7 protein-coding genes are annotated in these 13,218 nt (G+C 57.5%); 1 reads left to right on the top strand and 6 read right to left on the bottom strand.

Annotated features, from left to right (window positions below; translation table 11 throughout):
• Positions 1-11: 11 nt before the first annotated feature.
• From WJU23_RS09475 to WJU23_RS09465, 3 genes are all read right to left on the bottom strand, one after another.
• Complete coding sequence (locus tag WJU23_RS09475) at positions 12-422, bottom strand: hypothetical protein (protein ID WP_346332316.1); 411 nt, start codon at positions 420-422, stop codon at positions 12-14.
• Positions 423-487: 65 nt separating this feature from the next.
• Positions 488-4,096, bottom strand: a complete 3,609-nt coding sequence (locus WJU23_RS09470; RefSeq protein WP_346332315.1) for an immunoglobulin domain-containing protein — start codon at positions 4,094-4,096, stop codon at positions 488-490.
• A gap of 117 nt (positions 4,097-4,213) precedes the next feature.
• On the bottom strand, positions 4,214-5,332 hold the full coding sequence (locus WJU23_RS09465; RefSeq protein WP_346332314.1) for a GTP-binding protein: 1,119 nt from the start codon (positions 5,330-5,332) through the stop codon (positions 4,214-4,216).
• 235 nt (positions 5,333-5,567) lie between these two features.
• Here WJU23_RS09465 and WJU23_RS09460 point away from each other — a divergent pair, with 235 nt between their 5' ends.
• Positions 5,568-7,781, top strand: a complete 2,214-nt coding sequence (locus WJU23_RS09460; protein WP_346332313.1) for a PSD1 and planctomycete cytochrome C domain-containing protein — start codon at positions 5,568-5,570, stop codon at positions 7,779-7,781.
• 67 nt (positions 7,782-7,848) lie between these two features.
• On the opposite strand, the gene WJU23_RS09455 is transcribed toward WJU23_RS09460, so the two are convergent.
• The 3 genes from WJU23_RS09455 to WJU23_RS09445 are packed head-to-tail and all read right to left on the bottom strand — an operon-like array spanning position 7,849 to position 13,166.
• The gene (locus WJU23_RS09455; protein ID WP_346332312.1) at positions 7,849-10,293 is read right to left on the bottom strand and encodes a DUF2357 domain-containing protein; all 2,445 of its coding nucleotides are present in this window, start codon (positions 10,291-10,293) and stop codon (positions 7,849-7,851) included.
• A gap of 27 nt (positions 10,294-10,320) precedes the next feature.
• The gene (locus WJU23_RS09450; RefSeq protein ID WP_346332311.1) at positions 10,321-12,912 is read right to left on the bottom strand and encodes a hypothetical protein; all 2,592 of its coding nucleotides are present in this window, start codon (positions 12,910-12,912) and stop codon (positions 10,321-10,323) included.
• Positions 12,900-13,166 carry a hypothetical protein gene (locus tag WJU23_RS09445; RefSeq protein WP_346332310.1) on the bottom strand — a complete coding sequence of 89 codons (267 nt, stop codon included), beginning with the start codon at positions 13,164-13,166 and terminating at the stop codon, positions 12,900-12,902. Before WJU23_RS09445 ends, WJU23_RS09450 begins: the two co-directional genes overlap by 13 nt.
• Positions 13,167-13,218: the final 52 nt, after the last annotated feature.

Raw genomic sequence — 13,218 nt, 5'->3', positions numbered from 1 at the left:
CACCCTTGTTTTCAGACCGCTCGTGGTGGCGGCAGCGGCGGCGCATTGGCCAGCTTTCGCGGCACCGGATCATGCCAGGCCATCGCCGTCACTTTCAGCGGCTCTATTTTTGCCCACACCACCTTGCCCAGATCATTCACTGCCCACAGCTTGTCCTTGGAATCTTTCGCCTTACGGGGCTTCGGTTCTGGTTTTGCAGGCGGTAAAGAATCATCTTCGTTCCAGTCACGGATGGCATCGGCTTCCGCCTCAAAATGCGCCATTCGTTCCAGCGTATGCGCCACGCTCTGAGAGAGCGTCATCTCCTTCTCCGCCGTCAGCTTCATCACCATCATCAGCCCGCCCAAGACAATCGGCCCGCCCAGCAGTTGAAACAGGGCGAGCAGGTAAAGAAGCCGGGCATGTCGGTTCAGGACGGCCATGAAGGTCGCATACTGGGAGGTTCACACCTCAAGCGCAAGCCTCAGATGCAGACCTTTCCAAAATCTCAGTCCGGCACGTCCGCTTTCTTTTCTAAAGTCATTCTTCCTGACCAGATGGGTGTGATCTTGGGGAAGGCCTGGGAGGGCAGTTCAGGCACCAGCAGGTAGCCAGCGCCCAGATAATCTTCTCCTTCGCGGATCAGCATCCCCAGCAGCGGCACCTTGCGCTTTGGCGTATCCAACAGCATGAAACTGCCCGTGATGGCCCCCGTCTTCACATTCGCCGCCAGCTTGAAAGCCGAAGGGCTTTCCGCAGGTGTCACGGGCGTGATCTTGCTCTTCGCAGCAATGTTCAATGCCACGATGGCCGTCTCCAGCCCGCCTTCTTCAAACTTCACTTCCGCATTATCCTCACCAGGGGCCAGATTTAAGACCACCTTGTCTGCCGCTGGCGGGAAAAAGCTTCCTCCCACCGCCTCCAGCTCAACTGGCGTTGCCACCGGCGCAGCCAGCCCGAATCCCGCCGCATAAACCCGCGCCTTGGTCCCCGCCGTCGCAGGTCGCGTCCAGGACACTCCGCCGCTCATCGTGTTATCCGCAGTGTCCGTTTCATTCCCCTTCAGGATTTGCAGTGTTCCCAGCAAGCTGCCTTTCACTGGCGTCTTATAGAGAGGCTGATAAACCAGCACCTCGCCCTCCGGCCCGATGAAGGAGGCTGAAGTAAACGCCTCCCCGTCCGCCGTCCGGCCCGCCAGCTTGATCTTTCCGTCAGCGGCCGGCTTCAGTGAGCCGAAGCCCCACCCCTGTGGCACAGCCTCATCGCCGGCCACCGTCAGCCGCAAGCCAAAGGTATGCAGTCCCAGATAAGCCGTCGCCGCTTCCCCTTTCGCTCTCCACTTCTGCCGCCAGCCGGTGATTCCCAGCTTTGTTTCTCCCTGGGTGATGCGGCTCTTTTCCTCATTAAGCAGATGTTTTGCCGTATCCACATAAAAGGCCAGTTCCATGGGCAGGCCCGGATGTTTGGCTGTGGCCGGGATTTCCACGATGCCATGGGGTAGCTCACTTCCATCCGCCGTGATGTTCAGCCCCCCTTTGACCGGCACTTTTCGCGTTCCCATCATCAGGCTGCCGCTGAAGGTCCCGAGTGAGGTCACCTTCAGGTCCAGTCGTCCGCCCATCTGCTGGTTCATGCCGTCATGCCGGCCAAGCAGGCCTGCATAGCTTCCTGCCAGATTGGCGGGAAATTCATGCACCACAAGGTTCAGTGTGGTCACGCTGGAGCCAAAACTGTTTTTGGCCGTCACTGTAATGGTGGCGTTCACGGGTTTGGTAGGACGGCCATAAATTTCCCCCGTCTTCGAATTGATCTTCATACCAGAGGGCAGGTTCTTGGCTGAGAAGGTGGCTGGGGCGAGGCCGGGCGTTTCATCGAACCGGACCCAATAGCTGTAGGCACCACCCACAATCGAATCTTCCAGCTCCTGCCCTGGCAGGAGTGCCGGTGCCTGATCAAAGACGCCCAGATGCGTGGTGCCGCCCGCCGTGGGTTCACTTCCTCCCGTTTTCACTTCGCAGGTATAAGTGCCGCTTTGCCCGCTCTGCAATCCTTTGAGCTGCAGGGTCTTGGTCAGCCTCCCGGTGATCTGGTCGCTGTCCTCCAGCGGTTCCCCGTTGCGTTTCCATTCATAGCTCAGTCCGGGTCCCGCAGCTTTGGCCGTCAGCTTCACTGACTTGCCTTCTGCCAGTGCCACGGTTTTCTCCACATCTTCCACCACTCCAAGAAGAAAGGGCAGGCTGGTGCTTGTCAGGCCGTTTTTTGTGGCCTCCGCCGTATAGGTGCCTGCCGCCTGGAGCCCCGCAGGATAGAGGGTCAGCGTCGTTTCCGTGGCCCCTTTGATCACCTTGCCATTCTTCAGCCACCGGCAGGAGTCGGCCTCCATGGTGGTCATGATTTGGAACTCCGCCTTGCCTCCGGCTTTAACGACCTGGGCCGGGGCGATGGCAAGGATGGAGAAGGTGCCCGTATCTGCTGACGCCACTGCCAGCGGCGGACTGAAGGCCCAGTCCCGGCCGGAGATTTTGGGTCGCACGGCCAGCAGATACTGGCCTGCTTCCGCCGGGGTAAATTCAAACTCCGTCTCTCCTTCTGCCACGGCTGTATTCACCACATGGGAAGCATCCAAAAGACCGCTGAAGTTCACCTCATCCACATACCACCCCAGCGCATCCCCGGTCCCTGGGAAAAGCGATCCGCCCAGGAATTCGTATAAAAATCTCAGCCGGATCTGCCGTCCGGCATAAGGTTGGAGAGAAATCTCCCGCAACTGAAAACTGCCTTCTCCAGGCAGGCCATTCTCTTCCGCCGGTGTCGCCCCTGGCTGCGCATACACATCCTCCCAGCTGCTGCCGTTATTGGTGGATACCTGCACTTTCGCCACCTGATCTTCGGAAGCAGTGCGCAGACGGCTGCGGAAGGAAAGGCCCGCCCCTTCCTGAACATAAAATGTTTCCTGATAGATCACACTCTCTGAGCTGATCGCCACGGCAGGGTGGGTGAGCCGGTAGGCACCGGTGCCGGAATGCTTTACTGTTGTGGACAGGGCACTGTAGGTCCCGGTCGTCTGGGGCGTCACCCTCGTCAGATCATTGGCTCCGTCATTGGCCAGCGGCACCGCTTTCATGGCCTGCCAGTCATATCCCGTCGCACCGCCCACGGCATTAAACGTATAAGTGGTGGGGCTGCCTGTGTCCGCCACCACCGGTCCTGCAGGGGTGGGCGGTGAGTAATCGAGTTTATAGTCTGTCTTGACGTTCTGGCCGTCGGTGATCACTGCCACAAATTCCCCGTTCAGACCCAGCCCGGTAAAAGTCACCTCGCGCGTCGCATTCACCGTTGGCACCGGCACCGCATACCCTCCGGAGGTGCTGGTCACCGCATGAAACAGCGATCCTTCCACATTCACAGTTAGGCCGCGGATGCCTTCCCCCAGGTCATAAAAACCATTGCCGTTCACATCATAAAAAGCCACCCCTGTCACATAGGCGGAGCTCCCCACCTGGCTGCCAAAATTCTGCGTCACCAGTTGCGGCCCTACCGTGGTTTCTCCCACCGTGTTCATGCCCAGCTTCACCCCCAGGCCGATTTCACGATAATTTCCTTGGATGTTCACCCGGTGCCCGCGACCGGCTTGCATTCCGTCCTCGTCGGGCTCCTCCCCCGGGACTGTCCCCCAGTCCACCTGGAAGCCTGCATGGCCATGATAGACGGAGTTCGCAAAGGAAAACACATTCTCCCCCAGGCTGAAAAACGCATAGCCCACATCCGCCACCCGGTCCGCCAGCACATCGCCATTGAAGCTTGTATGCCCTTGAAATGCATGGTCAAACATGTCCTGCGTATGGGCCCGCGCCATTTGCATAAGCTTCGCATTCATCGCCAGCGGCGGCCTCACCGGCAGCGCGGCAAATTCCTGCTTCATCAGCTCCAGGTCCACCCCATGTACTTCAAACGCATGCAGCACATCTGCGTTTGTGCTCGCCGCAAGCCTCAGCCCTTCCTCGGTTGGATTCGCCCGCGCCCGGTTGATCATCTCCAGGTAGAGCTGCTCTTCATCCGTCGGCTGCCCGATGGAATAGAGCGTCGTGCCCTGGCTCCACACACACGTTGCGGTCATCAACAGGACCCCTAGCAAAACTCCGGCGTTCATCACGAATCCTCGCCGATTATCTCCAGCGGGCAACCCCCGAAATGTCAGAAATCAGTGCGGCAAAAGCCCGCATTTTGCACGTCCTTACTCCGCTCCATCACGATGCGTCGGCTCCGGTTTCCCTGGGCGAAAATGCTCCTCGTGCTCCAGCGTCGCCGTCAGCGTCGGGAAGGTGGCCGTCGTATCTCCCAGGCCCGTCTTCACGGCCTCCATCAGCGCCGCCGGGTCCGCTTCCGCGCGCAGATTCACGATGAGCTGCCCGCCCTCGCTTGGCTCATCCAGCTCCATGCCCAGCTCCGGGATATAGTCGCTCCGCACCAGATTGATGGAGGCCAGCTCCCCGGCGATCCCGTCATCCGGGCTGTACGTCATTTTAAAATGGGCGATCTCCGTCCCTGCCTTCTGCAGCCTCTCCTGTACATTTGCCGCCAGCGCGCGCAGAAACTCATTCGCCTCGAACTCCTCCGCCGCCTTCAGCGTCACCGTGGCATTCAGCCAGCCTAGCAGCGCTTCCCCGTCCGCATACACCTCATAGTCCACTGCCATCGGGTTCCGTCGCGCCTGCTCATCCGTCATCAGTTGGGAAAAAAGCTCCACCAGCCCCGTCTCCTCACGCGGAGAGGCCGTCACAATCCGCGCCACCGGAAACTCCTTCTGCAAAACCGCCCGAAGCTCCTCGCGCGCCTCTTCGCCGATGATGTCGCTCTTGCTGATTACGATGATGTCCGCCTCCTCGAGCTGCTTTTTGAAAATATACGCCACCTTGCTGGAGAAGCTGCCCCCCGCATCCAGGCCGAAGACCCGCCGCGCCCGCACCGGGTCCACCAGTACGCTCAGCGGCGCCACCGTAAAGGCGTCTCCATACATCCGCCGCAGCGGATACGTCACCGTCGCCACCAAGTCCGTGCAGCTCCCCACAGGCTCCGCAATGAAGACATCCGGCTTCGCCTGGTCAGACAGTTTGTTAGCCGCCTCCACCAGGGTATTGAACCGGCAGCAGAAGCACCCCCCCGCGATCTCCTCCGTCGCATAACCCTGGCCGCGCAGCAGCTTCGTATCCACCAGCCCGCCCGCCTGGTCATTCGTGATCAGCCCCACCCGCAGCCCCTGGTCCGTCAGGTACTTCGCCAGACGCCCCACCGTCGTGGTCTTTCCGGCTCCGAGGAAACCGCCGATCATGATGTAACGTGCTTTGGTTGGCATGGCTTCTTTTGAATCATCTGCCCTCCTTTCGCAAGCAAGTAGCTCAGTTGGGCCCCAACTGATTCTACTCCCAGTCCCCAGTCCTCAGTCCTCCCAGCTCCATGCCCAATAAAAAAATCTTTCTACCCCAAATCTTTTTACCCACCTCTTAACCCCCTCCCCAAAATGACCTCTTTCACACCGATTGTGCCCTTCCGGCAAGCTCCTTGCTGCATCCGCCGTAGTAGTTAATCGCATGTTATCCGGTCCGTTCATTTCGTCACGTCTCCAAACCCTGACGCTCACCGCCCTGTCAGCCTCCGCTGGCCTGGGCCTGTCTGCCCCTGCTGAAAAACCGGACTTCAACCGCGACATCCGCCCCATCCTCTCCTCCAAATGCTACGCCTGCCACGGCCCGGATGAGGACAGCCGCGAGGCCGGCCTGCGCCTGGACGTCCGCGAGGACGCCGTGAAGGAAGCCATCGTCCCCGGCTCCCCGGACAAGAGCGAGTTCTGGCACCGCGTCACCACCACCGACAAGGACGACGTCATGCCGCCGCCGTCCTCCCCCAAACAGCTCACCGACAAGGAGCGCGACCTCCTCAACCGCTGGATCCAAACCGGCGCCGAATACCAGCAGCACTGGTCCTTCCTCCCCATCCAGAATCCCCCGCCGCCCGCCGTCCAAAACACCGCCGGCATCCGCAACCCCATTGACCTCTTCATCCGCGCCGAGCTGGAAAAACACCGCTTCCCGCCCTCCGCCGAGGCCGACCCCGTCACCCTCATCCGCCGCGTCTCCCTGGACATCACCGGCCTGCCGCCCACCCCGGAGGAAGTGAATGCCTTCACCGCCGAATACCAGGCCTCCCCCCGCGCCTATGACCAGCTCGTGGACCGCCTCCTCGCCTCCCCGCACTATGGCGAGCGCTGGGGCCGCCACTGGCTCGATCTCGCCCGGTATGCCGACAGCGAAGGTTTCCTCGGCGACAAAGTCCGCGAAAACGCCTACCACTTCCGCGACTGGACCATCGAGGCCATCAACAACGACCTCCCGTTCGACCAGTTCACCATCCAGCAGATCGCCGGCGATCTCCTCCCGGACGCCGGCGTTTCCCAGCTCAAGGCCGCCGGTTTCCATCGCAATGCCGCCCTGAATACCGAGGCCGGTGTGGACAAGGAAGAAGCCCGTTTCCAAAACCTCGCCGACCGCGTCAATACCACCTCCCGCGTCTGGATGGGCCTCACCCTCGGCTGCGCCCAGTGCCACACCCACAAGTACGATCCCATCACCATCCGGGATTACTACAGCTTCTACGCCTACTTCAATAACACCCAGGACAAGCCCGAGCCCACCACCCAGGCGCAAACCCTGGCTGAGGTCACCACCGGCCGCCGCCAGGCCTATGTCCACCTCGCGGGGGATTACGCCCGTCGCGGCCCGGATGTCGTCCCCGCCACCCTCTCCGCCCTGCCCAAGCTCGAAAAACCCGCCACCGCCAATGCCAGCGGCAATGCCGAAACCGGCACCGAGCAGACCCGGCTGGATCTTGCCCAGTGGCTCGTCTCCCGTCAAAATCCCCTCACCAGCCGCGTCGCCGTGAACCAGGTCTGGAGCAAGCTCTTCGGCACCGGCATCGTCAGCACCCCGGATGACTTCGGCACCAGCGGCGAGTCCCCCTCCCATCCCGCGCTGCTCGACTGGCTCGCCACCCGCTTCATGGACACCGGCTGGAGCCGCAAGGAGCTCATCCGCCTCATCGTCACCTCCGCCACCTACCGCCAGTCCTCCTTACACCGTGCCGACATCCTGGAGACCGACCCCCTGAACCGCCTCCTCTCCCGCCAGAACCGCCTCCGGCTCGAGGCCGAAATCCTCCGCGATGCCTTCCTCACCGCCAGCGGCCTCCTCTCCCGCAACATCGGCGGCCCCAGCATCAAGCCCCCTCTCCCTGGCGATGTCTTCGATGTCGGCCGCTCCGTCAAATGGGAGCTCAGCGAGGGCAGCGACCGCTACCGCCGCGGCCTCTACATCCTCACCATGCGCAGCATCCTGTATCCGATGCTCACCACCTTCGATGCCCCCGATGCCAGCGAGGCCTGCGTCAAGCGCGACCGCTCCAACACCCCCCTCCAGGCCCTCACCCTGATGAACGACCCCGTATTTGTCGAGGCCGCCCAGTCCCTCGCCCTCCGCGTCATCCAGGAAAGCCCTCCCGACACCCCCGCCCGTCTCGAAAACCTCTTCCACCGCTGCCTCTCCCGCCAACCGCGTCCCGAGGAAACCCAGCGCCTCCTCGCCTTCCACGCCGAGCAAAAAGCCCGCGTCGCCGCCGGCGGCCCCGCCTCCCTCCAAGTACTCAGCTTCATCCAGCCCCAAGTCCCCGCCAGCGAAGCCCAAGAAACCGCCGTCCTCGTCGCCCTCGCCCGCGTCCTCCTCAACCTCGATGAGTTCATCAATAGGGAGTAGTCCCGATTTACAAACTCAGGCTGCAACTTGATCGGCGCATGGTTTTCAGATCACCCCCTAGCACCTGTCAATCGCTAGTGGTGTTTGCTAGATTCTGACGGCAGACTTCAGAAAACGTGGATTCAAACGTCCTAAATTTACCCCCTTCGCCGTCCATGTTCGCAGCGAATACCAAGTTGGTAATCTCTCTCGGGGGAAAATTGGAAACATCGGCCAGCTTGAAAAGAAGGTAGTGAACCGCTCCACTGGACGGTTCTAGACTTGTCTCTTGGATGACGATTTCCCTGCTCACCAGCCGACAGGAGATCACTCGCGCCATCCAGCCGACTGTGACGAAGGGGCCGGTGAGCGGACCAGACCAACCAATGAGAATAACCCCTTGAGTGGTAGAAAGATCGAGCGATAATGGTCGACCATTTTCGTCGGTAGCTCGGCAGTAAAAGAATTTGTCGGCTGCAAATGTGTGAACATCGCCCTTCCTCATGTACCCAAGAATTGCAGTGGCACCAGGTAGCGAAACAATTTCTTCAATTGAGTCTGTTCGTATGTATTTTAACGGCTCTTCGCGAATGATGTCCTCGGTAAAAGTGTTGATCCGATAGCTCTGCGTGAATCGATCGAGTTGATGCGCCAGAATCTCACTGATAAATTCACAGACGCTATCAAGACCAGCGGGTGTCTCCCCTCGCTTTGCTGGGCGCAAGGCAAACGCACCAATACCCGGCATGACCTCATGATAACGTTCGTACCGCGGAGCTTCACCACTTTGGGGAGGTAGGCCAGGATAAAGCACGTATGAGCCGACCGTGCGTCTAATTGCCTCGTTGTAAGTGTGCATCTTGTAGAGATCGACCCGCTTCACCGTTCCTGTTGCCCGGGAGGGGCGGTCTTCAGGTTCATCTTCCTCTTTTTCAGCGTCCCCAAAAAGACCTGGTAGATTCTCGCCGCGATATTTTGCATCGAAATGTAGATAGGCTATTCGACCGGCTTTTTCGGCAGCACGTTCTGCTGCGCTCCAGTCCGGTTGATCGAATTCCTCGGGAATGATCACGAGAGTGTAGTCAGGGCGAAACGTTTTGCTGTAGCTGCCGCGCTCACCAATCCCTCTTCGACCAAACGAGCGGTTATAGAAAAAATGCACTCGAAGTGCACGACCATCATTCTCCCAACGAAACCGCGAAAACGACGCCTCACTTTGGCGGAGATTGATTACCAAGCGCCCGTCTCCTGCTCGGCAACAAAACGGCAAAGCACCGTCAACTTTTGCGAGCGGGTCTTGTTCGGAAACCATTCCGAGTCTGTCGCGAAATGCGCGAACCATCAGGAAGTAAAGCCAGAATTCATATAGTGTGGCGACATCACGCGTAGTGCCGTCATAGGCATCCTCACGACCTGGCCAATCCAAATGGGCTGCAGCATCGAGCATCAGCCAGGCAAGCAATATCTCGCGGTAACCTTTGCTGCGCTGAAGAGTCGTGCTCTCAAACGGAATTCTTCGCAACTCGCCGACATCATCGAACAGCGGCCGCGCCAGCAGTGCCTCAAGGGAACGTAGCATGGAAGTCGCCTCAAGGGAGACGGAGTCGTCTGGCGCGAAGGCTTGTTTACCGTTCCGCTTGGCCTGCAATACTGAATTGCAGAGTTCACGGAACTGCAGAAGCGCAAACTTCACGAACCGATTTGGCGGGGTGTCGGCGGATTCGAATTTGCGTTCGGTTTGCATCTTAGCAGGGACAACTCGGCCATCGAAGTGTTGCCAATCGCGACCTCGACGGAGTGGGTCGGCAGCCAGAAATGCAGGGTCAGCCGTGCCGGAATGTTTCCATTCAAGTTCCCGCTCCAATCGCGAATGCGAATGGCGGATGATGGTTTCGAGATATAGATCGAGCTTATCCGGCCCTAGCACGTGACGGAGGAAAAGGAATTGTTCGAGCAGAGTCTGAGTCCGTTTTTCTGGATCAACAGCTAGATTTAATGATGCCGGAGTACCCCATTCCAAAAGTAATTGCTGACACTCCTCGCCGATTGTTTCAATCATTGAACGATATTCTTTCTCGTAATCAAGCTTCGGTGAAGCAACCTCGAAAGAGATGCGAACCGGCGGGAGCCCGGCCACCGTCGCTTCGACCCAGGCAGAGCCAAGGTAATTGACAAATCGGAACCGGCCGTGACTGACCTGAGGAAGCCACAAAGCATGATCAACCGAGTGCTCTAAACTCGATGTTACCTCGGCAACGGTGTGATACCCGTTCTGGCCACCACGCAGTTCCCAGTAGTAATCGCGCAATTCAAATATGCGTAGATTGTGAAGGCCTCGCTCGGTGGCAACAGGATCGTAAAGAACAGGCGGACGGCCTGCGGGTGTCAAAGCGTCGAGTCGACGACTACTGGGGATGGCTTGCCAGCCTTCAGGTAAACCGGGAATCAACCGAAACTCCCCATCCCGTGCAGATTGGGGCGATGCCTCCTCCTTGATGAGCAGCGATAGCCCTCCGCCGAGCGGAATCAGCATCGATTCACAGAATAACGAGTCCACGGTTTATTGGATAAAGCTCACGAATTGATCACGTCTGACAGCTTCCATCATTTCGCACAACTTACTGTAGCTCCCCATAAACGCTGGGGATTTCTCCCGCCTGTCTTCTGCCGCGAGGTAAGCTTCGGCCTTGGTTTCGTCTATCATCAAGGCATCTGCGTCCGTGAGGATACCATGCTCACAGTATTTGGCGAGGGCCGCTAGCAATGAACCAATTTTTCGTTTGGATCCGTGAAGCTTGGGCAAAACTTTCTGAAGAATCTGTGCATCCATTGCACTCCTCCAATTCCAGGCAACATCGGCGGGCTTGAGTTCGTAATTTACTGCCAGGAAACGAAGGATTTCAGCTATGGTTCTGAAGGCAAACTCCAGGTGTCGCCTCTGCATCAGGAAAAAAAGGTCAGTGATCGTGGTGTGGCATTTTTCAATGCCTTCTTTCGCGTCTGCCGGTGGCCTATCTGGATGGGCGACAAGAGCCAGTGCCAGACCTTTTTCGCTTCGTGCACGGAGGGACAATTCGAGAAAGCCCGCATCGTATCCTGCCGAGGCAGGGACAATGCTGCCGATTCCTCGGCCACCCGATTCCAGAAATCTCACCGGCACACCTGCCTCCACTCGAAATTCGATGACGTTAGCACGGTCCAAGACCTTTGGGCTGAACATGTAAGTCGTTTCGTCAACATTCACAGTACCAATGACGAAGACATTTCGCGGTAGTGCCAATGACTCAGGCACATCACATTGCCCCCCCTGTCTGCGTGGAAGCAATCGCCCCTCGCCGTGAAGCAGTAATCGCCCTTCCTTCGACTCCATGGTGCTCAGAAAATCTGCAAAGTATCGCTCCACGTGGGAGAGGTTCATTTCGTCCAGAATCAAGAAGAATGGCTTTCCCTCGTTTTCCTTTCGGCCGGCATCTAGAAGCAGGTCGAGAATCTTGGTCGTCTGATAGACTGGCACGGGAATGTCGGTTCCTGCCTCCTTCAGGATTGTTGTGCGCAAGTGATTCACAAAACCGAGGACGTTTCGATTATCAGTCCAATCAGCACCTACGGGGACGATCGCAAACTGCCCCGAACGATTGCCGCTCAGCCACTGAACAAAAAGTTCTGTCAACTTGGTTTTTCCTGTTCCGGAATTGCCGGTGAGAATTAAAAAAGGCTTGGCAGCTAAGGAGGCGATAAACCGACCAAGGAATCCTTCTTCAACACGAAAGTTGGTGGCTCCGATGGCAATTACTGCCTCACTGAATGCGGCAGCATCGAACGCGAGAATTGGCGGCCTAGGTAGGCTTGGCTCTTCTGGGGCTGAAACATCTTCATCCTCGATGATTATGAAATTTGACGCGGACAAAACATAACCTCTACCGTTTGCGCTTCCAGACTTGCGAAGAGACTCGGAAAGTTCAGGCGTGAGGATGGTCTCATCATTCAATGCAATATTGGAAAGTGTTCTCACGCTCTTCGGATCGAATTTTATTCGCCAAAGGTATCGATCCCGTTCGTCAAGACTTTGCTCATCGGGCCACTCAACCTCGCCGCTTTGGTACGGTCTCCCAATAATGCGTGCGTATTTAACCTGCGATAGCTTCTGTTGTTTCCACACCTCAAAAGTGGTGCGTGGACTTCCTCCTGAATATCCTGAACCCAAAATGATGATGTCCCCAGCTTTTAGCTGCTCTAAGTCTTCGGGTTTTGCAGAATCTTTAAACCCCCATATTCCGTTCCCTAGTCCGTGGTTCAGGTTTGTTTGACTCGCTTGACCGACAAATACTGCTAGTAAGCGAGTTTGAGAATCGCCTTGGAATTTCCATTTTTCTCGAAGCGGGTCTTCATAAAAGTCCAGTATTTCTCCCGGATTCTCCCCCTCCAGTTTTTGACGCAGTGTCAACAATGCATCGTCAAGCTGACGATCACCCCAATTTTTTGTTTGTTTTTCCGGTGCAACCCCGAAGCCTGCAAGCACTGCCCAGCGCTCTCCGTTTGAGCACATACGCTCAACACGGTCTGGAAAGCAAAAAAACCTCAGCATATGCCTAAACTGCCGATACCCTTCTTGCGGTACCTGGGCGATCCAATCAAGGAACACATCATAATCTAACATTAGCTTCTCTCGCTCAGCCATAGTTCGTGCTTTCAAGTCACCGACTAGCGAGATTAGAAAAACCATTTCCCGCCAGCGATGGTTATTGAAGCCGGTACCACCAGAGCCAATACCCGCGAGGACATTGTCACTGAGTAGCAACTGACTTTCGCTCAATGATTCGCCAGACATTGACCACATTTCGCCAATCTGCTGACGCTTAGTTGAAGTCTTGATATTTGAAGGAAAAAGCAGAAGCGCCCACATCATCTCTGCCATCAGTTGTTTTGCTGGAGGAGAAGTGGGGGCCATTTGTCCCTTCAACTTGGTTGAGAAGTCGTCCTTCCCGCGGTCTAAATTGCCGACAAATGCGCGGCGAACTTCCTCCACATTCTCCGGCGTCCAAAGTGACCGCTTTGAGAAAACCGAGTTGTCGGCGATAAGACAGTTTCGGACCCACTCTTGGGCAGCAGTGATGACTGGTTCAAGACTTCGTTCTTTGGTTAGTCGTGCCATAAGTTAATTGTGCCAAGGTTTTGGGTGGGCAGCGCGTCGGAGGTCGCTTTGGCTGGACGGGTTGGAGGACATGTTACATTCGCAAGGACGAAACCGGCAATACCGTGAGACACGAAGTGGTGGACGTGCTCGTGCTTGGCAGCGTCCATGTTATTCCTCAGCTTGTAGGCAGTAAGCCAGAGCTTGGCCTCGAAACCGCTGTTGGCAGTGGAGGATTCCTTGGATGCGGACTTGGCTTTGGCGACGCGAGGCATTCGGGAGAGGGGAATAACGATGGATGATTTCACCTATAAAAGCTGCCCTTGA

The sequence above is a fragment of the Prosthecobacter sp. SYSU 5D2 genome (assembly GCF_039655865.1).
Taxonomy (GTDB): domain Bacteria; phylum Verrucomicrobiota; class Verrucomicrobiia; order Verrucomicrobiales; family Verrucomicrobiaceae; genus Prosthecobacter.
The sequence above is the reverse complement of the archived record's forward strand: the minus strand, read 5'-3'. Positions and strand labels throughout refer to the sequence as shown.

Coding starts and splice junctions, on each gene's coding strand:
- WJU23_RS09475 (WP_346332316.1), bottom strand. CDS start 422: ATGGCCGTCCTGAACCGACATGCCCGGCTTCTTTACCTGCTCGCCCTG.
- WJU23_RS09470 (WP_346332315.1), bottom strand. CDS start 4,096: ATGACCGCAACGTGTGTGTGGAGCCAGGGCACGACGCTCTATTCCATC.
- WJU23_RS09465 (WP_346332314.1), bottom strand. CDS start 5,332: ATGCCAACCAAAGCACGTTACATCATGATCGGCGGTTTCCTCGGAGCC.
- WJU23_RS09460 (WP_346332313.1), top strand. CDS start 5,568: ATGTTATCCGGTCCGTTCATTTCGTCACGTCTCCAAACCCTGACGCTC.
- WJU23_RS09455 (WP_346332312.1), bottom strand. CDS start 10,293: ATGCTGATTCCGCTCGGCGGAGGGCTATCGCTGCTCATCAAGGAGGAG.
- WJU23_RS09450 (WP_346332311.1), bottom strand. CDS start 12,912: ATGGCACGACTAACCAAAGAACGAAGTCTTGAACCAGTCATCACTGCT.
- WJU23_RS09445 (WP_346332310.1), bottom strand. CDS start 13,166: ATGCCTCGCGTCGCCAAAGCCAAGTCCGCATCCAAGGAATCCTCCACT.